This window comes from Stenotrophomonas sp. PE591, from assembly GCF_018320795.1.
Lineage (GTDB): Bacteria > Pseudomonadota > Gammaproteobacteria > Xanthomonadales > Xanthomonadaceae > Stenotrophomonas > Stenotrophomonas maltophilia.
The window spans coordinates 419,206-444,455 of the sequence record NZ_JAAOKO010000003.1 but is presented as its reverse complement, the minus strand read 5'-3'; the positions used below and the strand labels follow the sequence as shown (position 1 = coordinate 444,455).

Below are 25,250 nucleotides of genomic sequence, written 5' to 3'. Positions count from 1 at the left end.
GTGGTGTGGAGTAGATCCACGCCATGCGTGGATGATTTCCCCGTCAGGTCAGGTCAGGGCTTGCGCCGCGCATACCGCTGCGCGATCACGCCGCAGACGATCAGCTGGATCTGGTGGTAGATCATCACCGGCAGCACGATCGCGCCCAGGCTGCCGCCGGCGAACAGCACCTTGGCGATCGGCACGCCGGTGGCCAGGCTCTTCTTCGAGCCGCAGAACACGATGGCGATCTCGTCCTCGCGGTTGAAGCGCAGCCGGCGGGCGATGAAGGTGATCAGCGGCATGGCGATGCCGAGCAGCACGGCAGCCACCACGGCCACGGCCAGCAATGAGAGCAGCGGCGTCTTGCTCCACAACCCTTCGGTCACCGCTTCGCCGAACGCCGAATACACCACCAGCAGGATCGTGCCCTGGTCGGTGTAGCGCAGCAGCGCGCGCTGCTTCTCCACCCAGCCGGCAATCCACGGCCGCAGCAGGTGGCCGGCCACGAACGGCACCAGCAGCTGCAGCATGATGCCGCCGATCGCGTGCAGTGGGTCATGCACGCCGCCGGAGGTGCCGGCCAGCGCGGTCAGCAGCAGTGGGGTCAGGAACACGCCGAGGATGCTCGACAGCGAGGCGCTGCACACCGCTGCCGGCACGTTGCCGCGGGCCATCGAGGTGAACGCGATGGACGACTGCACGGTGGACGGCAGGGTGCACAGGAACAGCACGCCCAGGTACAGCTCCGGAGTCAGCAGCCAGCCCGACAGTGGCTTGAACATCAGCCCCAGCAGCGGGAACAGGAGGAAGGTGCAGGCCAGGATGGTCAGGTGCAGCCGCCAGTGCAGCATGCCGCCGATGATCGACTCGCGCGGCAGGCGCGCGCCATGCAGGAAGAACAGCGCGGCGATGGCGACCGTGGTGACGTCGTCGAGCACGATGGCGGCGGCGCCCTTCATCGGCAGCAGCGAGGCCAGGCCGACGGTGCACAGCAGGGCGAGGGTGAAGTTGTCCGGTCGCAGGCGCGACCACCAGCGGGTCATGGTGGGCAGAGTCCTTGGTGCGGAGGGTGGTTCAGGGCGAGGTGACCGGTGTGGCCAGGCGCTGGCGGGTGGCGGCTTCCAGCGACTTCAGGCCGGCGCGCTGGCCGAGCTGAAGCGCCTGCTCCGGGCTGGCATGTTCGTAGCGGGCATTGACCAGGCCGAGCACGGCACCGGCGCGGTTGCCGGAGGCGCAGTGCAGCAGCACCGGCCCCTGGCTCTGCTGCAGGGCCTGATGCACGGCGTGCACATTGGCCGCATCCAGCCCCTCGGCACCGGCCACCGGAATGCGCACATAGCGCAGGCCCAGCGATTCGGCCACGCGGGTTTCATCGAAACCGCGGTCCTCGCCGGGCTGGCGCAGGTCGATCACGGTGCGTACGCCCTGCGCGGCCAAGGCCTGCAGCTGTGCGGCGCTGGGCTGGCCACCGGCATACAGGCCAGGGCGGACTTCGTTGAGGGATGCTTCTTCGGCCAGGGCCGTCAGCGGCAGGCAGAGCGACAACAACAGCAGGCAGGTCAGGCGCAGCAGCATGGTCCTCTCCGTGAAAGCGTTCTGCCCCTCTACAGGCGCAGCCCGGCGCGGGCCTTCAGCAGCTCGCGCAGTTCGTATTTGTCAGTATCGTCCAGACCCTGCTGGCGCTGCTTTGCCAACAACTCCTCCAGACGTTGCACCAGCAGCTGTTTCTCCAGCTGGGCCACCGCGTCGTGCAGTTCCTGGGTCCAGCTGGTCTCGGTGCCGGGCAGCGTCTGTGCCGCCAGTGTATGCAGCGAGGCCTGCTCTTCGCGGCCGTCGAAGTGTTCCAGCAGGGCGCCCGTGCTGATGTCCGGGCGCTGTTCGACCAGTCCCAGCAGCTCCAGCAGCAGCTCCACGCCGGGCAGGCGCAGGCCCTGGAAGTGGTGCTGGCCGCCCAGGGTCAGCGCCAGTGAGGGCTGCTGCAGCAGCACGGCGATCGCGCCGCGCACCAGGCTGCGCCTGGCCACCGGCTGGATCGTGCGCGAAGGCTGGCGTTGCGGCATCGGCGTGCGTGCAGCCTGGGCGTTGCCGCCGAGCCCGGTCAGCTGCGCCAGCTGCTGCTTCATCAGGTCGCCGAAGGCACCGTCGGGAATCTGCGCCAGCATCGGCTTTGCGCGTTCGGCCAGGCGCGCCTTGCCGTCCAGCGTGCCCAGGTTGATCTCGCGGGTCAGTTCATCGAAGAAGAACTGCGACAGCGGCGTGGCCTGCTTCAGTCGCTCGTTGAAGGCCTCGGCGCCTTCCTTGCGCACGATGGTGTCCGGGTCTTCGCCATCGGGCAGGAACAGGAAGAAGGCCTGGCGGCCATCCTTCATGCGCGGCAGCACCGACTCCAGCGCCTTCCAGCCGGCGCGTCGGCCGGCGGCGTCGCCGTCGAAGCAGAAGAACACGTCCGGCGCGTTGCGGAACAGCAGCTCGGCATGGTCCGGCGTGGTTGCGGTACCCAGTGTTGCCACCGCCTGGGTGACACCGAACTGGAACAGCGAGACCACGTCCATGTAGCCCTCGACCACTATCAGCCGCTCGATCTTCTGGTTGGCCTGGCGCACCTGCCACAGGCCGTACAGTTCGCGGCCCTTGTGGAACAGCGCGGTTTCGGGCGAGTTGAGGTACTTGGGGCCGTCGTCCTTCTCGAACACGCGGCCACCGAAGGCGATCACCCGGCCACGGCGGTCGAAGATCGGGAACATCACCCGGTCGCGGAACTTGTCGTAGACGTGGCCGCGGTCATTCTTCGAGAACAGGCCGGCGCGGTCGAGCAGTTTCATGCGCCGCTCGTCCTTGCCCAGTGCATCGCGCAGCCCGCTGTAGCCATCCGGGGCGTAGCCGATCTGGAAGCGCGCGCGGTTCTCTTCGTCCACGCCACGCCCATCAAGGTAACTGCGTGCCTTGTCGCTGCCTTCCAGGTTCTTCTGGAAGAACCGGGCAGCGGCATCCAGTGCCGAATACAGCTCGCGGCTGTCGTCCTGCTGCTGGGGGCTGCGCGGGTTCTCGTTGCGCGGTACTTCCATGCCCGCGCGCTTGGCCAGCTCATCCACCGCGTCGAGGAACTCGAGGCGGTCGTAGTTCATCAGGAAGCTGATCGCGGTGCCGTGCGCGCCGCAGCCGAAGCAGTGATAGAACTGCTTGGTGGGCGAGACCGTGAACGACGCGGAGCGCTCGTCATGGAACGGGCAGCGCGCGGCGTACTCCTTGCCCTGGCGCTTCAACGGCACGCGGCTGCCCACCACCTCGACGATGTCGGTGCGGGCGAGCAGGTCGTCGATGAAAGCGTCGGGGATACGGGCCATGGGCAACAGGGCAGGGCGCGGTGCAGGACCACGCGACGGAACCGGGGGCGGTCGGCCTAGTTTACCCCCTGTCGGGCACCTGGCTGGCGGTTGCCGGATCAATGCCGGCTGCGGCCAGGTGATGACGCGCGCGCAGGCGCTCATCGATCACCGCCGTCATCAGGGCACCAACGAAGAACACGACGGTGGCGTAGTAGATCCAGACCAGCGAGATCACCAGCGCGCCCATCGAGCCGTAGGCACTGCCGGGGGCCACGGTGGCGATGTAGACGCCGATGCCGTACCGGCCCAGTGCGAACAGTGCCGAGGTGATGACGCCGCCGATGAAGGCCTGGCGCCACGCCACGCGACGGTCGGGCAGGTAGTGGTACATGAAGGCGAAGCCGACTGCGTACAGCAGCAGGCTCGTGACGTACCCCAGCGCGGGCAGGATCGAGGGCAGTTGCGCGAAGGCCACCTGCAGCACCGTGGTGGCGGTCATCGACAGGATCAGCAGGAAGCCCAGCGCCAGCACCACGCCGAACGAGAACACGCGCTTGCGCAGCCAGGCCTTGAGGCCTTCCAGGCGCTCGCCGCTGGTGCGGAAGATCAGGTTCAGTGCGTTCTGCAGCTGGGCGAACACGGCGGTGGCGCCGACGAACAGCAGCAGCGTGCTCCACACACCCGCCAGCGAGCCGACATCCGGCTGGTTGTCGGCGTTCTTCAGAACGGTTTCGGCCACGGTGGCCGCGCTGCTGCCGGCCACCGAGCTGATCTGGTCGATCAGTGCCTGCTGGGCCGGTGGGTACAGCGAGGCGGTCAGCCACAGCAGCAGCACCAGCAACGGTGCCATCGACAGCAGGGCGTAGAAGGAGACGGAAGCTGCCTGGGTCAGCACGTCGACGTCGATGAAGCGCTTGGCCACCGCCATCGGGAAGCTGTCCTGCAGGCGCTTGATGTACTTGTGCAGTGACACGGGAACGTTGGGCTCGGGTTCAACCATGTGTGCGGTTGTAGCAGGCGACCGACGAAGGTGCGGTGAAGCGGGTGCATCAATGGGGTCAGAACCCTTCCGCGTCGCGGAAGGGATCCGACCGCAAGTGCTGGATTACGCCAGCAGCTGCTTGACCAGCTTGGAGACCAGGCCCATGTCGGCCTGGCCGGCGAGCTTGGGCTTCAGTGCGCCCATCAGCTTGCCCATGTCGGCCGGGCCGGAGGCGCCGGTTTCGGCGATGGCGGCCTGGATGGCGGCCACGATCTCGGCTTCGCCCATCTTGGCCGGCAGGTAGGCTTCGATGACCACGATCTCGGCGCGCTCGATCTCGGCTAGGTCTTCGCGGTTGGCGGCTTCGTACTGGCTGACCGAGTCCTTGCGCTGCTTGACCATCTTGTCGAGCACGGCGATCACGGCGGTGTCGTCCAGTTCGATGCGCTCGTCCACTTCGCGCTGCTTGATGGCGGCATTGATCAGGCGGATCACGCCCAGCTTGTGCTTCTCGCCCGCCTTCATGGCGGCCTTCATGTCTTCGGTGAGCTGCTGCTTCATGCTCATGAGGAACCTCGTGGTGGTAGGTGGGGCGGGGGCGGATGCCCGAACCCGGAAACGCAAAAAGCCGGCGACGCTCGCGCGTGCCGGCTTCGGCTCCATCGCGACAGGCAGGCCCGCCGCAATGAAGATGCGTCCGATCAGTACAGGCGCTGACGCTTGGTGACGTCGCGCGACGAGCGGCGCAGCTGACGCTTCACAGCAGCGGCGGCCTTGCGCTTGCGCTCCTGGGTCGGCTTTTCGTAGAACTCGCGCTTGCGGGTTTCGGCCAGCACACCGGCCTTTTCGCAAGTGCGCTTGAAGCGGCGAAGAGCAAACTCGAAGGGCTCGTTCTCGCGGACTTTGACGCTGGGCATGGAATCTCCGGGACACAGTAGAACCGGGTCACGCCCGGCGAGCCGCACATTATAGCGGCGAATAGACAAACTGCAAGCGGCCAACCCTGAATACGGGCCGGAAGTTCGAAAGCAGTGAGATCTGCACATCCCCCGAGGGGGCGGCAGGGGCGTCATAATAGCAGGCATGCGAGTCCTTGGCATCGAATCTTCCTGTGATGAGACCGGCGTGGCGGTGTATGACACCGGCCTGTCCGGCAGCGCGGCCCTGCGCGCCCATGCGGTCTACAGCCAGATCGCCCTGCACGCCGAATACGGTGGTGTGGTGCCAGAACTGGCCAGCCGCGACCACGTCCGCAAGCTGCTGCCGCTGGTGCGCCAGACCCTGGCCGAAGCCGGTCTGGGGGTAGGCGATATCGATGGCGTGGCCTATACGGCCGGTCCTGGCCTGGTCGGCGCGCTGCTGGTGGGCGCGGGCGTGGCGCGTTCGCTGGCCTGGGCGCTGGAGGTACCGGCCGTGGGCGTACACCATATGGAAGGCCACCTGCTGGCCCCGCTGATGGAAGACGACCCGCCGGAAGCGCCGTTCGTGGCACTGCTGGTGTCCGGTGGCCATACCCAGCTGGTGGCGGTGGATGCGATCGGCCAGTACCGCCTGCTGGGCGAAACCCTGGACGATGCGGCCGGCGAGGCCTTCGACAAGACCGCCAAGCTGATGGGGCTGCCGTACCCCGGTGGCCCGCAGCTGGCCAGGCTGGCCGAGCAGGGCACGCCGGGCGCGTATCGCTTCGCGCGGCCGATGACCGACCGCCCGGGGCTGGATTTCAGCTTCTCCGGCCTGAAGACCCAGGTCCTGATGGCCTGGCGCGACAGCGACCAGAGCGAGCAGACCCGTGCCGATATCGCCCGTGGCTTTGAAGATGCGGTGGTCGAGACCCTGTCGATCAAGTGCGAGCGCGCGCTGGAAGCAGCGGGCACCAACGTGATCGTGGTGGCCGGCGGTGTCGGCGCCAACAAGCGCCTGCGCGCCCGCCTGCAGCAGATGGCCGAGCGCCTCGGCGGCCGTGCCTGCTTCCCGCGGCCGGCACTGTGCACCGACAACGGCGCGATGATCGCCTTCGCCGGCGCGCTGCGCCTGCAGGCCGGCCAGCACAGTCCGCCGAAGGTGGATGTGACCCCGCGCTGGGACATGGCGACCCTGCCGGCGGTGTGAACAGGTAGCGTCGGGCCACGGCCGGCGGACGCATTACCGATGCACTGCCAACGGCGACGCCGCCAGCACGGTTGTCGCCCGCTCATGGCGCTGCAGCCAGCCCAGCGTGTGTGGGCAGCGGGCATGGATCAGCCGCCCGATCGCGGCCAGGTCGGCGCCGATGTCGCGCTCGAGGATGGGCTCGTGATGGGCGATGCGGTTGCGCAGGTGGCGGATGCGGTCGAGGTCAGCATGGATGTTCGTGCGGACCACGCTGAGAGCATCCTGTGGCGCGTTCGGCAACGCAATCTTCAAGCCCCGCGCCCAGATGGCTCCCTCGAAGCGCCGCGTGAAAAGCTGCTGCCAGAAAGCGAGACGAAGACTGGCGATGATCTCCGGAGTGTCCATCCGAGGATCTGCCTGTCTATGGATATCCTGCAAGGCCGACAACGCGCCATCTGCTGGCATCCGCTGCAGCAGTGCAGGATGCCAGGGCCAGCGCGGCCCGAAGGTATGCGCCAGCGCCGCGGCCACCGCATTGCGGATTACGATTTCACAGACGTGCAGGGGAGATAGCAGCGCGCCGCACATCTGCATGTTCCATACGTAAAGTGAGGCGGCGTCCAAACAGTGCCGGTATGCAATGCGTTTGTACGTCGCCCACCGTGGGCGTGACAGCGCTGCCTGCAGGATTCGTTGCTCTCTCATCAAATACGGGACCACATGGCGGATCACTAGCCTGCGCTGGTTGCCGCAGGCGTGATATCGGGCAATGCCGCCGTGTCAGGCAGCAAAATTCCTGTATCGCCTTGGGCTTCCTCCAGTATGTCGTGATTGACTCTGGACCGTAGAGGAAATGAACGTCACGATCTGCATCGTGTGCTCCGGGACTCGCGGCTGGATTCCAGCTCCCCCCGGGGACGTTGAGAGGTACCAAAGGGCCCCGCTAGCAGGGCCCTTTGTTTTTTCCGGACCGCCCCACGCCGGTGGCCCGCCGCCCGTTCCGGGCAGGCTCACCGCCGTGCCGGTACCATGGCCGTCTGTATTCGGCTGGTAACCGCAATGGACAAGGTTTTCATCGAGGGGCTGACGATCGACGCCCTGATCGGCATCTACGATTGGGAACGACGGATCCGCCAGGACCTGGTGTTCGACCTGGAAATGGGCTTCGACAACCGTCGCCCCGCAGCCACCGATGACATCGCCCACACCCTGAACTACAAGGCGGTGAGCAAGCGCCTGGAACAGTTCGTGCGCGAGTCGGAGTTCGGCCTGGTCGAGACCCTGGCCGAACGTTGCGCGCAGATCGTGCTGGACGAATTCGACGTGAAGTGGCTGCGCCTGAAGCTGAGCAAGCCGGGCGCGGTGCGCGGCGCGCGCGCGGTGGGCGTGATCATCGAACGCACGCGGGACTGACCCGGTCGCGCCGGCCATTGGCCAGCAACCCCGGTAGTGCCGGCCGCTGGCCGGCAACCTTGGCAACAACGAAACAGACAGGAGACAACCGATGGTGGACGCGGTGGTGGCGGTACAGTGGCTGGAACGGCTGCAGAACACACTGGAACCCTATCCTGGCGCCTACCTGGCGTTGATGATCTCGGCGCTGCTGATCGCCGCTGGCCTGGCCAACTGGGTGACCAAGCGCATCCTGCTGCGCGGGCTGCGACGCCTGCTCAGCCGCCTGCCGGGCGCTGATACCGGCCGCGGCAGCCACCTGATGCGGGTGATCTCGCGTCTGTCCAATGTGGTGCCCAGCCAGGTGATCGCCTCGGGCATCCGCATCGTGCCGGACCTGCCGCCGGGGCTGGTGAGCTTCATCATCGGCGCCTGCCAGGCGTGGGCGATCCTGACCGTGGTGCTGGCCATCTCGCATGCGCTGGATGCGGCCAATGATCTCTACGAGCGCCGCCCCGAGGCACGCAACAAGCCGATCAAGGGGTACCTGCAGGTCGCCAAGATCGTCATCTTCGTGATCGCCGGCCTGTCGATCGTTGCCACCCTGGCCGGCGTCGACCTCCGCTATCTGGTCACCGGTCTCGGCGCCGCCACCGCAGTGCTGATGCTGATCTTCCAGGACACCATCCTGTCGCTGGTGGCCAGCGTACAGATCAGTGGCGATGGTCGCGTGCGCATCGGTGACTGGATCGAGATGCCCAGCCAGAACGCCGACGGTGATGTGATCGACATCGCGCTGCATACCATCACCGTGCAGAACTTCGACAAGACCATCACCACCATCCCCACCAAGAAGCTGGTGACCGAGTCGTTCAAGAACTGGCGCGGCATGCAGGAGGCGGGTGGGCGCCGGATCAAGCGCGCGCTGTACCTGGACCAGCACAGCGTCGGCTTCCTGGATGAGGGCGACCTGGCCTTCCTCGGTGAATTCGCGCTGCTGCGCGACTACCTGCAGGCCAAGGAGCAGGAGCTGGGGCAGTGGAACGGGCGCCTGCGCGAGCAGGGCGTGGCCGAGGTCAACAGCCGCCGGGTGACCAACCTGGGTACCTTCCGGGCCTATGTGGAGCGTTACCTGCGCAGCCACCCGGGCATCCATACCGACATGACCCTGCTGGTACGCCAGCTGCAGCCGACCACCGAAGGCCTGCCGCTGGAGCTGTACTGCTTCACCCGCAGCACCGCCTGGGGCGAGTACGAGGCGGTGCAGTCGGACATTTTCGACCACCTGCTGGCGATCCTGCCGGCCTTCGGCCTGCGGGTGTTCCAGGCCTCCAGCGACGCCATGTTGATGGCCGGGCAGCGCCAGTTGGCCGGCTCGGAGTAAGCTGCGGTGCCCCCGGCGGGGCCATACGGACCCCGCTGGTGGCTGAAACTGAATGAACAAACCCCTCGCCAAATCGCCCGGGATCGCTAGAATGCCGGGCTTGTAAACGTTTTCATCAAGGACTGCCGGTGGCCTCCGATCGCATCGAATCCCTCATTGCCCAGATGACCGTCGAGGAAAAGGTCGGCCAGCTGGGTGTCTTCGCGGACATGGTCCGCCCGTTCGCCCCGGACGTGAACCCGGAAGCCAACGTGCGCAATGCCGACCAGGTGCTGCAGCAGGTGCGCGAGGCCAAGGTCGGCTCGCTGTTCAATGGTGTGGGCGCCGAACTGGGCCGCCGGATCCAGCAGGTCGCCACCGAAGAGAGCCGCCTGGGCATCCCGGTCATCCTGGCGGCCGACGTCATCCACGGCATGCGCACCGTGTTCCCGATTCCGCTGGGCGAGGCCGCCAGCTTCGAGCCGGACCTGGCCGAGCGCACCGCGCGCGCCACCGCCATCGAAGCCACTGCCGCTGGCCTGCACTGGACCTACGCCCCAGCCGTGGACATCGCCCGCGACCAGCGCTGGGGCCGTGGCGCCGAAGGTGCCGGTGAGGACGTGGTGCTGGGCTGTGCGTTCGCCGCCGCCCGCGTGCGCGGCTTCCAGGGCAGCGACCTGCGCGCGGCCGATTCGCTGCTGGCCACGCCCAAGCACTTCGCTGCCTATGGCGCGGTGATGGCCGGCATGGAATACAACATGGTGGACATCTCGCCGCAGACCCTGCGCGACGTGCACCTGCCGCCGTTCAAGGCCGCCTTCGACGCCGGCGCGATCACCGTGATGTCCTCGTTCAACGACATCAACGGCGTGCCGGCCAGCGCCAACGCCGAACTGCTGACCGACATCCTGCGCGGTGAGTGGAAGTTCCCGGGCGTGGTGATCTCCGATTACACCGCCGACATGGAACTGGTCGCCCACGGCTACGCCGCCGACGACCGCGACGCCACTGCCAAGGCGTTCACCGCCGGCCTGGACCTGAGCATGCAGAGCGGCTTCTACGCCGAGCACCTGCCGGGCCTGGTCGAGAGCGGCGAGGTGCCGATGGCGGTGCTGGATGAGGGCGTGCGCCGCATCCTGTGGCTGAAGGAAACCATCGGCCTGTTCGACGACCCGTACCGTTCGCTGGACCCGGCGCGCGAAGCCGATACCTCGTACCTCGCCGCGCATGACGAACTGTCGCGCGATGCCGCGCGCCGTTCGATCGTGCTGCTGAACAACCGTGACAACGTGCTGCCGCTGCAGAAGACCGGGCAGAAGATCGCGCTGATCGGCCCGTTCGTGCAGGACCGCGAGAACATTGAAGGCTGCTGGACCCTGTTCGGCGACAAGCAGCGTTACGTGGATCTGGAAACCGGCGTACGCGCCGCCATCGGCGATGAAGCGCTGCTGGAGATCGTGCCGGGCTGCGAACTGGAAACTGCCATTCCGGGCGGCACCGAAGCCGCCGTGGCGGCCGCGCTGCGCGCCGACGTGGTGGTGCTGGCGCTGGGCGAACCGCAGCGCTACAGCGGTGAAGCGCAGTCGCGCGTGGAGATCACCCTGCCGCCGGCACAGCAGGCACTGGCCGAGGCGGTGGCGATGACCGGCAAGCCGCTGGTGGTGCTGCTGCGCAACGGCCGTGCGCTGGCACTGCAGGGCGCGGTGCGCAACGCGCATGCGGTGGCGGTCACCTGGTACCTGGGCACGCAGACCGGCCATGCCGTGGCTGATGTGCTGTTCGGCGACTACAGCCCGTCCGGCCGCCTGCCGGTCAGCTTCCCGCAGGTGTCCGGCCAGCAGCCGTACTTCTACAACCACCCGCGCACCGGCCGCCCGGAACTGCCGACCATGTCTGAGTTCAAGGCTCGCTGGCGCGAGATCCCGAACGAGCCGCTGTACCCGTTCGGCCACGGCATCGGCTACACCACCTTCGCCTACGGCGTGCCGCAGCTGAGTGCGGCGCAGCTCGGCTGGGACGACACCCTGACCATCACCACCACGCTGACCAACAGCGGCGACGTGGCCGGCGAGGAAGTGGTGCAACTGTACATCCACGACCGCGTGGCCAGCCGCGTGCGTCCGGTGCGTGAACTGAAGGACTTCCGCAAGGTGGCACTGCAGCCAGGCGAGTCGACTAACGTGGTGTTCACCCTCACCCGCGAGCAACTGGCCTTCACCGGCCGTGACGGCGTGCTGCGTGCCGAACCGGGCCACTTCGACCTGTGGGTCTGCGCGTCCTCGGCGGCCGGCGAAGCCGTGCAGTTCGAGCTGCTGAAGGCCTGATCGAAGAAAAAGGGGACGGAGGGGATTAAGTCGTTTGTGCCACTAACGACTTAATCCCCTCCGTCCCCTTTTTGTTGTCCTCACCGCGGCGGCGCTACCATCGGGCTCCCTGTTTCGATGGAGTGCGCGCATGCGCCGGATGGCTTGTCTGATTCCCGCCCTGATGCTGGCCGCCTGTTCGCAGCCGGCGGCACCGCCGGCCGAGCCTGCGGCGGATGCACCGCCGCCGATGGAGGCCAGCGCCCCGGCAACGCCTGCGGCATCTGCCACTGAACCCGCTGCTTCGGCACCGGCCGCGCCCGCAGCGGAAGCGCCCGCCGAAGACGCACGCGCGCGCATCGAAACGCTGCTTGGCGATGCGGCGCAGTTCGAGAAGGTCTTCAATGCGTTCAAGGCCGCCGTGGTTGGCGGCGATCGCGCTGCGGTGGTCGAGGAAGTGCGCTTTCCATTGAACGTCGGTGGCGGAAAGAAGATCACCGGCCCCGGTGAGTTCCAGCGCAACTACGAGAAGATCATCACCCCGGCGGTGGTCAAGGCGGTGTCCGAGCAGGATTTCGGCAAGGTGTTCGTCAACCAGCAGGGCGTGATGATCGGCAGCGGCCAGGTGTGGTTGAACGGGCAGTGCCTGGATCAGGCCTGCACGAAGACCGAGGTGAAGGTCATCACCATCCAATGAACGCAGACGGCCCCGCGTGCGGGGCCGTTGCGGACAAACGTGCCGGCCAGCGGCCGGCACTACCTCAGGTCTTCGGCGTGAGTTTCAACAGACGCGCCTTGCTGCCATCTTCCAGCAGCCACAGGGCGCCATCCGGGCCCTGTTCCACTTCGCGGATCCGCTCGCCCATGTTGAAGCGTTCGGCTTCGCGCGCGCTGTCGCCGTCGAAGGCCACGCGCACCAGCGAGGTGGAGGACAGGCCGCCGATGAAGCCGCTGCCCTTCCACTGCGGGAACAGGTTGCCGCTGTAGATCACGAAGCCGGCCGGCGAGATCACCGGCGTCCAGGTCACCTTCGGCGCGGCGAATTCCGGGCGGGTGCTGTGGTCGGGAATCGGCCGGCCGTCGTAATGGTCACCATTGGAAACGATCGGGTAGCCGTAGTTGGCGCCGCGCACGATCAGGTTCAGTTCGTCACCGCCGGCCGGGCCCATCTCGTGTGCCCACAGCTTGCCGTTGGCATCGAAGGCCATGCCGAGGATGTTGCGGTGGCCCAGTGACCACACCTGCGCGGCCACGCCGCCCTGCGAGGCGAACGGGTTGTCGGCGGGCAGGCTGCCATCATCGTTGAGGCGGATGATCTTGCCGAGGTTGCCGCCCATGTCCTGCGCCGGATCGAACTTCTGGCGCTCGCTGGAGCTGATCCACAGCTTGCCGTCCGGGCCGAAAGCAAGGCGATGGCCGTAGTGACCTTCACCACTCACCTTCGGGCTCTGTCGCCAGATCACCTTCAGGTCCTTCAGCTGGCCGGCACCGTTGGCATCCAGCGCCAGCGTGGCACGGGCCACGGCAGCGCCGCGGGTGTCCAGCGTGCCTTCCTCGGCATAGCTGAGGTAGATCACGTGGTTGCTCGCGAATTGCGGGTGCAGGATCACGTCACCGAAGCCGCCCTGGCCGCCGTAAGCGACCTTCGGAACGCCGGTGATCTCATGCTTCTGGCCGCTGGCCAGGTCCAGGTGCTGCAGCTTGCCGCGCTTTTCGGTGACCAGCAGGCTGCCGTCCGGCAGGAAGGTCATCGCCCACGGCTGGTCGAACCGGCTGATTTCGGTGGCGGTGAACGGGCGCTGGTCGGCAGTGGTGGAGGCTGCGGGCGCTGCGGTCTGGGCGCCGTTGGCGGCCGGGTCGGCGGCATTGCAGGCGGAGGTGGCAAGGATCGGCACCAGGCCGAGGGCGAGCAGCAGGGGCGTGCGGGTCATGGGTATCTCCAGTGCGGGGATGCGGATGGCCGGGCTGTCCCTTGTATACCACTGGCGCCGTGAGCGTCGTGGCCCGAAGGTCCTGCGACCCCTGTGCGAGCGCGGCGGGATCGTCTAGGGTGGGCACGCCCGGGCAAAGCGTGCCCGTCTGCCTGCCAAGGATCTGCAATGAACACTGCCATGCCCCACAAGCCCTCCACCGCCTTCATCGCCGCCTCATGGGTGGCCCTGCTGCTGGGTGCGGCGGCCTACCTGATCGGTCTGTTCAACGCCACGATGGCGCTCAACGAAAAGGGCTACTACCTGACCCTGCTGCTGTTCGGCCTGTTCGCGGCGGTGTCGCTGCAGAAGAGCGTGCGTGACCGCGTCGAGGGCATTCCGGTGAGTGGCCTGTACTACGCGCTGTGCTGGTTCGCACTGCTGTCGGCGTTGATGCTGCTGCTGGTGGGCCTGTGGAATGCCACGCTGGCACCGAGCGAGAAGGGTTTCTACGGCATGGCGTATGCACTGTCGCTGTTCGGCGCGGTGGCGGTGCAGAAGAACACCCGCGACCTGATCGCCGCCGGTGGCGGTGAGAGCAAGCGCAGCGCGGTCGCGCCGCCGCTGCCGGAACAGGAGTGAATGCGTAGAGCCGGGCCCATGCTCGGCTGTCCTGCGGGGTTTGTTGAGTCGAGCCGAGCGTAGGCTCGGCCCGACAAAAGCGTGGCGCTATCGCTTCAACAACGGATCCGCTTGCTGCGCGTCCTCCCAGCCACGGCGCACGGCATTGCGTGCCTGCGCCCATTCCAGCCGGCTGCGGCCACGCTCGCTGGCCCAGCGCGGCTCCAGTTCAGCTTCGACCTGTTCGTAGGCGCGGATCATGTCCTGCGCACGCGCGGCATGGCCGATGCGGTAGGCCGGTTCATAGTCCTCGAAGAACAGCTGGTCGTCGTAGTACGGTTCGGCGGTGTAGCGTTCGCGCCAGTAGTTGCTGACCGCATCGCGCGGCGTGCTGTCGTCCGGTACGCGGCCGGGGATCTGGTACTCGGTCATGGAAGGCTCCGTTGTGGACGAAGCCTGATCCTGCCTGTGTGGCGGTTAACGGCCCGGTCCGGCAGCGTGATCACCAGATCAATCCGCCGGGCATGGCCCGGCGCTATCGGTCATCCGGCGTCGGCATCTTTTCGCGGCAGCTTGTAGATCACCGCGCCGATGGCGAACGCCACCAGCGCAGCAGCGATGTTCTGCCAGCTGGCACTGGCGAACAGCGCCAGGCACAGCAGCAGCGCGAGTACCGGAATCAGCGGGCCACCCGGCAGTTTCAGTGCGCCCGGCCGGTCCGCATAGCGCTTGGCCAGCACCAGTACCGCAGCGGCCGTTCCGATGTAGGCGAACAGGCGCGTGGTCATCGACAGCAGGGCCAGCTGCACGAACGAACCGGACAGGGCCAGGCCCAGCGCGATCAGGCCTTGGCACAGGATCGACGCGGCCGGCGTGTGGAAGCGCGGATGCACCTGCGCCAGGATCTTCGGGCCATAGCCATCACGGGCCAGTGCGAACAGGAAGCGTGGGCCCATCATCATCGTGTTGCTGTTGGTGCCGAGGATGGAGATGGTCGCGCCTACGGTGAGGATCAGCGCCAGTGCTTCGCCGCCGAAGCCGGCAGCGGCGTCGGCCAGCGGCGTGGCCGAGCTGGCCAGGCCGGCCAGCGTGCCCTGCGCCACGACCTGCACCGCGCCGTAGATGATGGTGACGGTGATGATCATGGTGATCAGCGCGAACGGAATATCGCGGCGCGGATTACGGTACTCGCCGGCGGCGGCCGGGATGTTCTCGAAGCCGGCATAGGCGTACAGCAGCAGCAACGCGGCCTCGCCCATGCGCTGCAGGTCGTGCGGGTCGGGGCGCTGGCCGGAGAAGGCCAGCTGCGGGTCGATGTAGAACGCGCCGATGGCCACGAACAGCAGCAGCGGCAACATCTTGCCGATCACCAGCACCACGCCGGTACGCGCGGCCGAGCGCACGCCGATGATGTTGACGCCGGTGAGGAAGCCCAGCGACACCACGATCACCGCGATGCGCCCCATGCCGGCACCGGCCCACGGCCAGAAACGCGCGACGGCATCGGCCAGCGCGTTGCTGAGTGCGGCCGCCGAGCTGATGCGGGTCAGCCAGATCATCCAGCCGATCTCGAATCCGGCGAAGCGCCCGAACGCCTCGCGTGCATACAGGTAGCTGCCACCGGGTTCATCGAAGTAGCTGGCGGCCTGCGCGTAGCACAGCACCAGCAGGGCGACCACGATGCCGGCAGCGACCACGCCCCACAGGCTGAAAGGGCCGAGCAGGGCGACGGTGGCGGCCGGCAGCAGGTAGATGCCGCTGCCGATCACATCGTTGATCGACAAGCCGACGATCTGCCAGCGGCTGACCGCGCGCTGCAGCTGCGGTTCGTCCTGCGCGCTCAACGGGCGTCTCCACGCAGTGCGGGCAGTTGCCACTGGGCCTGCAGGCGCGTGTACTCGGCGCGCGGCAGCAGCACGAAGCGCGGCGCATCCTGCGGCCGCAACCAGTCCAGCAGGGCCTGCATGCGGGCCTGCGGCATGGCCGTGCAGCCGGCAGTGGCCTCACCCGGCTGGCGCCACAGATGGGCGAAGATGCAGCTGCCCTTGCCAGGCTGGTTGTCCGGGTTGTGGGCGATCACAAAGCCTTCCTGGTAACGCACGTCGCCCTTGTCGTGCAGGTCCAGCCGCATCGGCTCGGTGGAGCCCTTGACCGCTGCACTGCCGACCTTCTTCTCATCGACGATGCGGTTGTAGAACGGCGAACCGGGCACGTCCATGCAGTAGCTGCTGTCCAGCATCGGCTGGTAGGGCATCGCGGTGCCGGGGCGGGTGATGGCATAGCCGAATGCACTGCCGAGCGCGAATATGCCGGCCGGGCTGCGGCCGTCCCCTTCCTGTTTCTGCGGGCCATCGGCCTGTGCAGGATGCAGGCCCAGTCCCCAGGCACTGCCGGTACGGCCGAGCGCGACCGGGAACGCCTGTCCGTGCGTGTGCCAGCCCTTGCCGTCGCGTACATAGGCCTGCAGCTGCCCCTGGGTGCTGTCCCAGCCATCGCTGGTGACCACGATCAGCTGGCGCGCGCCATCCAGCGGCGCGGCGTGGACGAACACCGCCGCGGCAAGCAGCAGTGCAGTGGTGGCAAGTCGGACCAGCGATCTCATCAACAGGTGCTCCGGTCAGGAATCCAGCAGGTGGTCGATCCGCTCCAGGTTCACCGCAAGCTGCTGCTGGCGATCCGGATTGGTATGGCAGAGCAGCACGAACAGGAAATCGAGCAGGGCGTGCATGGCGCTACGGTACAGCAGCTGCGCCACCTGCGGCGTGCGGTCATGCGCGCACACCACCAGCGCCGCATCAGCATGCGCGCGCAGCGGGTTGGCGGTGTGGCGGGTGATGGAAATCACCTTGCCACCCATGTCCTGGAACTGCCGTGACAGCTGCGAAAGCTGCGGCAGGTTGCCGAACTCGGAGAACATCAGCAGCGCATCGCCGGGGCGCGCGGCCGACAGGTTGGCCAGCATCAGGATCGGATCGGTATGCGGCACCACCAGCAGGCCGAGCAGTGACAGCCGCATGGCGAACTCGCGTGCGAACAGGCCGTCGTCACCCAGGCCGTACACGAACAGCTTCGGCGCGCCGTCGAGCAGCTGCACGATGCGCTCGATTTCCTCGCGTGGATTGGCCTGGCGGGTTTCCTCTTCGGCCTGTGCCTTGCTGCGGCGCAGGGCCTCACCCAGGCGCAGGTAGTCGTCGCCGCTGTCGGGTTCGCTGGGTGCCTGCTGCGGGTCGGCACCGGCGCGGGCGACATCCTGGCCGATGGAGTACTTCAGGTCCGGGTAGCCCTTGAAGCCGAGCTTCTGGCTGAACTTCACCACGCTGGACTGGCTGATGCCCAGCGCGCTGGCCAGCTGCTGGGACGAGTAGTCGCGCAGCAGGTGGGCGTTGTCGAGGATGAAGTCGGCGATGCGGCGCTCGATGGCCGACATCTGCCCGCGCTCGGTGCGGATTTTCAGCAGGGGCGGCATGCGGGGCGTCCGGGTGTCTGCAAAGGCGTTGCGGTTGGCAGCGTAGAGCGTGTCATGGAATGGGTCGGGCGGGTGGGGTTTGCAGGGGACGCCGTGAATCCGTCCATGGAGGCTTGGCCGCGCTTGCTCGTTTGCGCTGTCCTGCGCAAACGGCAAGACCGGGGTTGGGCGTCCTGCCCAACCCGCCCGAGGCATGCCTCGGGCCCATGGCGCGGACACCCCTGCAAACCCCACCCGCCCAACCCCGGACAGATCGCGCGCGTGCCAGCCGCGAAGAGAATACGAGGTAGAGCAGAAGCAGGAGCATCCACGCATGGCGTGGATCTACCCGGAGCTGCCGTTGAGTCCGCCTTCAAGCGAGCCGAGCACCGCAGGTCCGGCGAGGGCGAAGAGGCGCGGGTGTCTGAGCGCAGCGAGTTCCGCGCCGTCCCTCGGCGGGCCGAGGAGCGCAGGGCACCGGCGTGCGCAGCCCGTCGGCTTGCGGCCGGCGGAGCGTTTCTTTTGGTTACTTTTCTTTTCGCGAAAAGAAAAGTAACGCCCGACCAAGCGTCAGTCACCCGTGGCCGCTGTAGAGTCGAGCCATGCTCGACTGCGCGGTTCAACCCAGCATCTCCAGCCCGCGTACTTCGGTGATGCCCAGCCCCGGCACGTCGCTGATGCTGATCTCCGATTCGTTGAAATGCACGCCACCGCTGACCGGGTCGAACTGGCCCAGCGACGGGCCGTCGAGGTCGACCTTGGTGATCACATCGCTCTTGGCCACGGCCAGATGCACGGCGGCGGCCACGCTGATGCTCGATTCGATCATGCAGCCGATCATGCACGGCACGCCGTAGATGCCGGCGATGTCGGCGATGCGGATCGCGTTGGACAGGCCGCCGGTCTTCATCAGCTTGATGTTGATGATGTCGGCCGCGCGCTGCTGGATCAGGTCCATCACCTGGCTGGGGCTGAACACGCTTTCGTCGGCCATCACCGGCGTGTTGACGCGGTCGGTGACGTACTTCAGGCCGCTGATGTCGGCGGCCTTCACCGGCTGCTCCAACAACTCCAGTACCACGCCGGCTTCTTCCAGGGTGCGCATCGCATGCACCGCCTGCTTGGCGGTCCAGCCCTGGTTGGCGTCCAGCCGCAGCAGGGCGCGGCCTTCCACGGCGGCGTGGATCGCCTTGACCCGTTCAATGTCCAGGCCGATGTCCTTGCCGACCTTGATCTTCAGCGACTCGAAGCCGCGTTCGATCGCTGAAAGCGAGTCGGCCACCATCTTGTCGATGTAGTCCACGCTGATGGTGATGTCGGTGGTGATCACCGGGTCGCCACCACCGAGCATCTGGTAGAGCGGGGCGCCGTGCAGCTGCGCCCACAGGTCGTACAGCGCGATCTCCACCGCTGCCTTGGCGCTGGTGTTGCGCTCCATCGCGGTCTGCACCAGCGTGCACAGATGGTTGAGGTTGACCACGTCCTGGCCGATCAGGCGCGGGGCGATGAAGTGGCGGATCGCTTCGATGATCGAGCCGTGCGTATCGCCGGTGATCACCGCGGTGGCCGGGGCTTCACCGTAACCGGTGTTGCCGGTGTCGGTGCGGATCAGTACGACCACGTCTTCCACGGTTTCCACCGTGCGCAGGGCAGTCTTGAACGGCGTCTTCAGCGGCACGCGCAGCATGCCCAGTTCGATGGCAGTGATCTTCATTCAGGGGGTCTTGGCCCGCAGGCGCTGGATGTTGGTGATGCGGTCGATGTAGCGGACGGTATCGCTGGCCATCATCGGCTCCAGCGGCGTGACCGAAACACCATTGAGATGGGCCTGCACACGTCTGCCGTCGGCACCGAACCAGCTGCCGCCCGCCGTATCGTGGATCACCCAGGTGCGGCCGTCGACGTGGCCGATGGCCATCATCACGTGGCCGGGGATGTAGACCAGGTCGCCGACCCGTAGTTCGGTGACCGCACGGTCGCGCGCGGCCTTGCCGACCTTGTCGGTGAACGGCAGGCGATCCAGTGCCGGGCTGACCGCCTGTGCACTGGTATTGCGCGGCAGCAACACGCCGAAGCTGCGGTAGATCTCGGAGACGAACCCGCTGCAGTCACGGGTGTCGTAGTCATGGCCCCAGCCGTAGCGTTCGCCCAGGAACTTGAAGGCCTGCTGCAGCAGCAGGCGCGGGGTCAGTGGCAGGTAGTCGGCGGCGGTGTCCTGCGAGCGCGGCAGCAGCGCCGGTACGAGCTTCAGACGCCCATCGGCCTCGCGCACCGGCAACTGCACCACCCACGAGGCATGCGCCTGCTGGCCGTTCACCGGCTCTGACGCAGGCCAGTCGGCCAGCACCGGCAGGCGCACGCCCATGTCCAGCTGCAGGCGCGAAACGCGCGGTTCTTCCGGGGTGTAGACGGTCTGCGCGGTGGCGCCGGTGACAATGCGGTACGGGCCCTTCGTGCCATAGCCAAGCACCGTGGCCTTGTCGCCGCTGGCAATGGCATCGGCTTCGATCCACGCGCTGTAGCGCTCGCTGTGCACGAACAGCCAGCGGCCGTCGGCACTGCGGTGAACCACCGCGACCTTGTCACCGGGGAACAGCGCCGATTCCTGGAAGCGGTCGATGTCGGTGTCACCGGCGGTGCTGAAGACGCGCTCGCGGGTGGGGAAGGTACGCAGTGCCGCGCGCTTCACCACCAGCCCATAGGCCGGTGCCACCTGGGCAGGAATCGCATCGAGGCCGAGGTTGGCTTCGATGCCGCTGCGCAGCGCGGGGGCGATGGCCTGGCCCGTCTCGTTGAACAGTGCACGCGTGGGCCAGCTGGACAGCGCGCTGATGCTGGCACGCACCGTCGCCGCATCAAGCTGGGCGGGCAGTGTGGCGATGTCCTGGATATGGTTGTCCTGCGCCCGCATCCGCGCGTTCTGCGCCTCGATCTGTGTGCGATCCAGAATCGGCGCATCAGCGTTGTCCAGGCGCGCGGCCCAGTACTGCGGGGTGAGGTAGGCCTCGTGCAGGCCGATCACATAGGGCAGCGGCGCACCCGGGTCGGGCGGTGGTGCCGCCTGTGCAAAGGCCGGTGCGGCCAGCAGGCACAGGGCCAGGGTCAACCGGCGCGGCCAACGCCGGTGCGGTTCGCGGGAAGCCAGGCTCATGCGGTGCACACCCTCCTCGAATGCCTGTTGGAATATTTATTCCTTTTGGCATCGAAAGCAAGAATAAATTATTGACCGGCATCCCGGCCCGTGTTACACAGCCGTTACCACCCGCGCTGGGGAAGTGTCGCTGTGGATCCTGCCGTTCGCAAACCGCGTCTGCCTGCTGCTGCCGGCCTGTGTGCCGCGCTGCTGCTGTGGGTGTCGGCCACGCAGGCGGCAGACGGGCGCAGCAGCCAGCAGCGTGCGCGCGAAACGCAGGTGATCGACCTGATCGACAGCGGCCGCTTCAGCGACGCCGATGCGCTGCTGGCGACCGGGAGCGATGCTGCCGAAGGCGCGTTCCAGCGTGAGCGCATGCGCCGCATCCGCCAGGATTTTTCCCTCGACGAAACCGCCGCCAAGGCGGCCGTGCGCCGCTGGATTCCCGACCTGACCGACGAGGAGTTCGCGCGCTGGGATCAACTCGGCCTGATCGAGCATCTCGATATCGATGGTACGCGTTGGTATTTCAAGCGCGCACCGTCGAACCTGTTCCTGCTCAGTGACGAAGCACGCGCACGCCGCCGCGCGGATGCACCGATGCCGGCGCCGGGCCCGAACGAAGTGCTCAACGCGCACCACGCGCGCGTGCTTGCCGCAGCCGAACAGAGTGGCCAGGTGTCCGTACTGCCGCAGCGCATTGAGTTCACCCAGTCGCTCACGGTGAAGGCCGATGCCGTCCCGGCGGGTGAAACCGTACGCGCCTGGATTCCATACCCGCGCGAGATCCCGGGCCAGCAGGAACAGGTGCAGTGGCTGGGCAGCGCCCCGGGCAAGGCACGGGTGGCACCGGCCAGTACCCTGCAGCGCACCGCCTATCTGGAAGCCAAAGCCGTAGCCGGCAAGCCGACCCGGTTCGAGATCCGCTATGCGGTAACGGTCTTCGCGCGACACACCGCGATCGATCCCGCGAAGGTGCAGGCCACCCCGAATGATCCCGCATTGAAGCCCTATCTGGCCGAGCAGCTGCCGCATGTGCGCTTCACCCCGGCGCTGAAGCTGTTCTCCGACCAGGTGCTGCAGGGCGAGACGCGCCCCTATGAAGTGGTGCGCAAGCTGTTTGCCGCCGTGGACCGCATTCCATGGGCCGGTGCGCGTGAATACTCGACGCTCAGCAACATCAGTGATCATGCGCTGCGCGCCGGCCATGCGGATTGCGGGCAGCAGACCCTGCTGCTGATCGCGCTGCTGCGCATGAACGGCATTCCTGCACGCTGGCAGTCGGGCATGGTGTTCTCCGACGATGGCAGCGGCTACAACAACCTGCATGACTGGGGACAGGTCTACCTGGCGCCATACGGCTGGCTGCCGATGGACGTGACCACCGGCGCGCTTGCCAGCGATGTGCCTGCACTGCGCGATTTCTATCTGGGTGGCCTCGACGGCTACCGCATTGCTTTCAACGACGATTTCGGCCAGCCCTTCGTGCCGGCCAAGCAGCACTTCCGCTCGGAAACGGTCGACTCGCAGCGCGGCGAGGCCGAGTGGGCAGGCGGCAACCTGTACTTCGACCAATGGAGCTACGACTTCCAGTGGCGGGTACTGCCAGCCAGGCAACGCTAGCGCGACACATCGCATTCCACACCATTCAATTCTTGCAGGAGAGAGCAGGGGATGAAGGCTTACAGCATCAAGCGGGCGGCGTTGTGCGTCGCCCTCGGGGCGTGTCTGGGCGTAGTGCTGCCCGGCATCGCGATGGCACAGAACGTGAGCGGTGCAGTCGCCGGCCGTGCAACCGCCGGTGACCAGGTGACCGTGGTCAGCAGCAGCACCGGCCTGACCCGTACCGTCACCGTAGGCGCCGATGGCAGCTACCGCCTCGGCCAGCTGCCGGTGGGCGACTACCAGCTGCAGCTCAGCCGCGATGGCCAGAAGCTGGGCGACCAGGTATCGGTGAGCGTTGCCGTCGGCGGTACCACCACGGTCAACCTGGGCAGCGGCGGCGGTGTCACCAACCTGGATGCACTGCAGGTGGTTGGCACCCGCGTGGTCAACCGCGTGGATGTGTACTCCACCGAAACCTCGTTCAACATCAACCGCCAGGAGATCTCGCGGCTGCCGGTGGCGCAGGACCTGTCCGCGGTCGCGCTGATGGCGCCGGGCGTGGTCGGCGGCAACTCGTCATTCGGAGGCCTGTCGTTCGCCGGTTCATCGGTGGCCGAGAATGCGGTCTTCATCAACGGCCTGAATGTCACCGACATGTATACCCGTCGTGGCTTCAGCACCGCGCCGTTCGCCTTCTTCAAGGAATTCCAGGTCAAGACCGGTGGCTACTCGGTCGAGTTCGGCCGCTCCACCGGTGGCGTGATCAATGCAGTGACCCGTTCGGGCAGCAACGAGTTCGAAGGCGGCGTTGAAGTCACCGCCGAGCCTAGTGCGTGGCGCGCCAGTGGCGGCGATCATTTCCACCGCGACGGCACCCCGCATTCCTACGGAAGCCGCGACAACAACTCGTTCCTGAAGACCAACGTCTGGGGCTCGGGGCCGATCGTCAAGGACAAGCTGTTCCTGTTCGCGATGTACGAGGACCGCAGCGACAAGGGCCACAACACCTCATCCGATGGCAGTACCTGGTTCAAGAACGACTCCGGCAACGGCTTCTGGGGCACCAAGCTGGACTGGAACATCAACGACAACCACAGCCTGGCGCTGCTGGCGTTCTCCGACGAGGGCGATGTCACCAACGCGTCGTACGGCTACAACTGGAATGCGGACCGGATCGGTTCCTGGGGCGGCGACTCGGTCACCGAGACCGGCGGCCGCAACTGGTCGGCCACCTACACCGGCCACTTCGGCCAGAATTTCACCGCGCGCGCCATGGTCGGCCAGAACAAGCAGCGTGCCTTCACCAACTCGTCGCTGGACCAGGCCTGCAGCCCGGTGTTCACCGACAGCACCTACGGCCCGCGGCTGGGCAAGCTGCAGGGGCTGCGCGCGGGCTGCCACCCGACCGGCGCGGCGGTGGCCGAGCGCGATGACACCCGCGATGTCGCGCGCCTGGATTTCGAATGGCAGCTCGGTGATCACCTGCTGCGCTTCGGTGTCGACCGCGAACTGATGACCACCAAGCAGTCCACCCGTTATCCAGGGCCGACCGAGCTGAGCTACACCGCCTACGTGGCGCGCCCCGGCGATGAAGTGTGGGATGGCGCCAACGCCTACGTACCGGCTGGCGTCACCGAGATGCTGCGCGCTCGCAACCGCCGCTCCGGCGGCACCTTCGAGACCGAGGCCAATGCCTTCTATCTGGAAGACATCTGGAACATCACCCCGAACCTGATGCTGAACCTCGGCGTCCGCTGGGACCGCTTCGAGAACCGCACCGCCGCCGGCAAGGCGTTCATCAAGATGGACGACCTGATCGCGCCACGCGTCGGCTTCTCGTGGGACATGCGCGGCGATGGCAGCACCAAGCTGTTCGGCAACGCCGGCCGCTATTACCTGCCGGTCACCAACAACATCAACGTGAACTTCGCCGGTGGCCTGACCGACGAATACAGCTATTACGTGCTGAATGGCTGGGAGCAGAAAACCTCGCCGACCGGTTCGCCGTACATGGCACCGATCGTCGGCCAGCAGATCGGGCCGACCGACACCCGCATGAATACCGGCGGTGCCGACCTGCGCCAGAGCGTGGACCGCGACCTGAAGGCGGTCTACCAGGACGAATACATCCTGGGCTTCCAGAACATGATCAACCAGGCCTGGTCGTGGGGCGTCAATGCCACCTACCGGCGCATGACCCGCGCGCTGGATGACATCCGCATCAACTACACCCCGTGCGGCCCGACCCCCAGCACACTGTGGCCGATCGCCAACCCGGGCGAGAGCCTGACGATCTGGGGCGACAAGAGCATCGGTTGCGCCAACGAAGGCTGGATCACCATCGACACCGCCAACAGCGGCTATCGAAAGGGCGGCAGTGGCGAGGTGATCGGTTACTCCAAGCCCAAGCGCACCTACAAGGCGCTGGAGTTCCAGATCGACCGTGCGTGGGACGAGAAGTGGATGTTCAACGCGTCCTATCTGTGGTCGAAGAGCGAGGGCAACTTCGAAGGCCCGGTGAACTCCGATACCAACTACGGCGACACCGGCATGGTGCAGTTCTGGGACCACCCGGCCACCAATGAACGCTATGGTGTTCTGTTCAACGATTTCCGCCATCAGTTCAAGCTGCGTGCCGCGTATGCGCTGAACAAGCAGTGGTCGTTCGGCACCACGCTGCAGGTGCAGTCCGGTGGCCCGATCACCGCCTATGGCGTGATGTGGCCGAACGACTCCATCGCCGGTGGCAGCACGTCCAGTGAAGGCAGTGGTGGTGGCACCGGTTGGCTGTGCGTGGCCAACTGTTCGGGCCCGTACAACCAGCGCCAGTTCGAGTACAGCCCGCGCGGCGCGTTTGGTCGCCTGCCGTGGACCTGGACCATGGGCGCCAACGTGACCTGGCGCCTGCCGGTGGAGGGAATCGACCTCAGCGCCCGGTTGTCGGTGTACAACCTGTTCAACAACCAGAAGACCATCAACGTGCACCAGCGCTACGAGGCGCAGCCCGGCCAGTATCGCGAGGCGACGTTCGCTACCGGTACGCGCTGGCAGGCACCGCGCTACACCCAGCTGGTGGTGACCTGGAACTTCTGAGGCC

Annotated in this window: 22 protein-coding genes; 8 read left to right on the top strand and 14 right to left on the bottom strand. The window is 66.8% G+C overall.

What is annotated here, in order from left to right; all coding sequences use genetic code 11:
- Window positions 1-53 precede the first annotated feature (53 nt).
- The 6 genes from JLDANKMP_RS11780 to rpsU all read right to left on the bottom strand — a co-directional run bounded on the left by JLDANKMP_RS11780 (window position 54) and on the right by rpsU (window position 5,207).
- Window positions 54-1,025, bottom strand: a complete 972-nt coding sequence (locus tag JLDANKMP_RS11780; RefSeq protein ID WP_005407800.1) for a bile acid:sodium symporter family protein — start codon at window positions 1,023-1,025, stop codon at window positions 54-56.
- A gap of 31 nt (window positions 1,026-1,056) precedes the next feature.
- On the bottom strand, window positions 1,057-1,557 hold the full coding sequence (locus JLDANKMP_RS11775; protein ID WP_212561171.1) for a sulfur transferase domain-containing protein: 501 nt from the start codon (window positions 1,555-1,557) through the stop codon (window positions 1,057-1,059).
- A 29-nt stretch (window positions 1,558-1,586) separates the two neighbouring features.
- On the bottom strand, window positions 1,587-3,326 hold the full coding sequence (gene dnaG, locus JLDANKMP_RS11770) for a DNA primase (protein WP_212561170.1): 1,740 nt from the start codon (window positions 3,324-3,326) through the stop codon (window positions 1,587-1,589).
- Between the two features lie 61 nt (window positions 3,327-3,387).
- Window positions 3,388-4,308 (bottom strand): YihY/virulence factor BrkB family protein, encoded by a 921-nt coding sequence (locus JLDANKMP_RS11765; protein WP_049396179.1) that lies wholly within the window; start codon window positions 4,306-4,308, stop codon window positions 3,388-3,390.
- A 105-nt stretch (window positions 4,309-4,413) separates the two neighbouring features.
- Window positions 4,414-4,857: a GatB/YqeY domain-containing protein gene (locus JLDANKMP_RS11760; RefSeq protein WP_005412032.1), complete on the bottom strand. Its 444-nt coding sequence runs from the start codon at window positions 4,855-4,857 to the stop codon at window positions 4,414-4,416.
- Window positions 4,858-4,991: 134 nt separating this feature from the next.
- A complete protein-coding gene (gene rpsU / locus JLDANKMP_RS11755; RefSeq protein WP_002808376.1) occupies window positions 4,992-5,207 on the bottom strand; it encodes a 30S ribosomal protein S21 in 216 nt (71 codons plus the stop codon).
- Window positions 5,208-5,373: 166 nt separating this feature from the next.
- Between rpsU and tsaD the strand changes: the two genes are divergently transcribed.
- Window positions 5,374-6,399 carry a tRNA (adenosine(37)-N6)-threonylcarbamoyltransferase complex transferase subunit TsaD gene (tsaD, locus tag JLDANKMP_RS11750; RefSeq protein WP_032966370.1) on the top strand — a complete coding sequence of 342 codons (1,026 nt, stop codon included), beginning with the start codon at window positions 5,374-5,376 and terminating at the stop codon, window positions 6,397-6,399.
- Between the two features lie 33 nt (window positions 6,400-6,432).
- Here the strand turns inward: tsaD and JLDANKMP_RS11745 are convergent, their stop codons facing one another.
- A complete protein-coding gene (locus JLDANKMP_RS11745) occupies window positions 6,433-6,969 on the bottom strand; it encodes a hypothetical protein (protein WP_100437257.1) in 537 nt (178 codons plus the stop codon).
- 471 nt (window positions 6,970-7,440) lie between these two features.
- On the opposite strand from JLDANKMP_RS11745, the gene folB reads away from it, so the two are divergent.
- From folB to JLDANKMP_RS11725, 4 genes are all read left to right on the top strand, one after another.
- On the top strand, window positions 7,441-7,794 hold the full coding sequence (gene folB / locus JLDANKMP_RS11740; protein WP_005407807.1) for a dihydroneopterin aldolase: 354 nt from the start codon (window positions 7,441-7,443) through the stop codon (window positions 7,792-7,794).
- 91 nt (window positions 7,795-7,885) lie between these two features.
- On the top strand, window positions 7,886-9,157 hold the full coding sequence (locus tag JLDANKMP_RS11735; RefSeq protein ID WP_005407808.1) for a mechanosensitive ion channel domain-containing protein: 1,272 nt from the start codon (window positions 7,886-7,888) through the stop codon (window positions 9,155-9,157).
- Window positions 9,158-9,285: 128 nt separating this feature from the next.
- Entirely contained in the window at window positions 9,286-11,460 is a 2,175-nt protein-coding gene (locus tag JLDANKMP_RS11730) for a glycoside hydrolase family 3 N-terminal domain-containing protein (RefSeq protein WP_212561169.1), read from the top strand.
- Window positions 11,461-11,590: 130 nt separating this feature from the next.
- Complete coding sequence (locus JLDANKMP_RS11725) at window positions 11,591-12,136, top strand: hypothetical protein (protein ID WP_005407810.1); 546 nt, start codon at window positions 11,591-11,593, stop codon at window positions 12,134-12,136.
- A gap of 64 nt (window positions 12,137-12,200) precedes the next feature.
- Here the strand turns inward: JLDANKMP_RS11725 and JLDANKMP_RS11720 are convergent, their stop codons facing one another.
- Window positions 12,201-13,370, bottom strand: a complete 1,170-nt coding sequence (locus JLDANKMP_RS11720) for a PQQ-dependent sugar dehydrogenase (RefSeq protein ID WP_005407811.1) — start codon at window positions 13,368-13,370, stop codon at window positions 12,201-12,203.
- Between the two features lie 168 nt (window positions 13,371-13,538).
- Between JLDANKMP_RS11720 and yiaA the strand changes: the two genes are divergently transcribed.
- The gene (gene yiaA, locus JLDANKMP_RS11715; RefSeq protein WP_012478947.1) at window positions 13,539-13,991 is read left to right on the top strand and encodes an inner membrane protein YiaA; all 453 of its coding nucleotides are present in this window, start codon (window positions 13,539-13,541) and stop codon (window positions 13,989-13,991) included.
- Window positions 13,992-14,078: 87 nt separating this feature from the next.
- On the opposite strand, the gene JLDANKMP_RS11710 is transcribed toward yiaA, so the two are convergent.
- The 6 genes from JLDANKMP_RS11710 to JLDANKMP_RS11685 all read right to left on the bottom strand — a co-directional run bounded on the left by JLDANKMP_RS11710 (window position 14,079) and on the right by JLDANKMP_RS11685 (window position 20,566).
- On the bottom strand, window positions 14,079-14,402 hold the full coding sequence (locus tag JLDANKMP_RS11710) for a hypothetical protein (protein ID WP_212561168.1): 324 nt from the start codon (window positions 14,400-14,402) through the stop codon (window positions 14,079-14,081).
- 110 nt (window positions 14,403-14,512) lie between these two features.
- Complete coding sequence (locus tag JLDANKMP_RS11705) at window positions 14,513-15,814, bottom strand: amino acid permease (RefSeq protein ID WP_212561167.1); 1,302 nt, start codon at window positions 15,812-15,814, stop codon at window positions 14,513-14,515.
- Window positions 15,811-16,572 (bottom strand): L,D-transpeptidase family protein, encoded by a 762-nt coding sequence (locus JLDANKMP_RS11700; RefSeq protein WP_212561166.1) that lies wholly within the window; start codon window positions 16,570-16,572, stop codon window positions 15,811-15,813. The genes JLDANKMP_RS11705 and JLDANKMP_RS11700 overlap by 4 nt, the downstream gene beginning before the upstream one ends.
- A 15-nt stretch (window positions 16,573-16,587) precedes the next feature.
- Window positions 16,588-17,436 (bottom strand): MurR/RpiR family transcriptional regulator, encoded by an 849-nt coding sequence (locus JLDANKMP_RS11695; protein ID WP_212561165.1) that lies wholly within the window; start codon window positions 17,434-17,436, stop codon window positions 16,588-16,590.
- Window positions 17,437-18,034: 598 nt separating this feature from the next.
- Window positions 18,035-19,129, bottom strand: coding sequence for a dipeptide epimerase (locus tag JLDANKMP_RS11690; protein WP_005412042.1), 1,095 nt, complete (start codon window positions 19,127-19,129; stop codon window positions 18,035-18,037).
- Window positions 19,130-20,566, bottom strand: a complete 1,437-nt coding sequence (locus JLDANKMP_RS11685) for an SH3 domain-containing protein (RefSeq protein ID WP_212561164.1) — start codon at window positions 20,564-20,566, stop codon at window positions 19,130-19,132.
- 132 nt (window positions 20,567-20,698) lie between these two features.
- On the opposite strand from JLDANKMP_RS11685, the gene JLDANKMP_RS11680 reads away from it, so the two are divergent.
- Complete coding sequence (locus JLDANKMP_RS11680; protein WP_212561163.1) at window positions 20,699-22,171, top strand: transglutaminase-like domain-containing protein; 1,473 nt, start codon at window positions 20,699-20,701, stop codon at window positions 22,169-22,171.
- Window positions 22,172-22,222: 51 nt separating this feature from the next.
- Window positions 22,223-25,246: a TonB-dependent receptor gene (locus JLDANKMP_RS11675; RefSeq protein ID WP_012478953.1), complete on the top strand. Its 3,024-nt coding sequence runs from the start codon at window positions 22,223-22,225 to the stop codon at window positions 25,244-25,246.
- Window positions 25,247-25,250 lie beyond the last annotated feature (4 nt).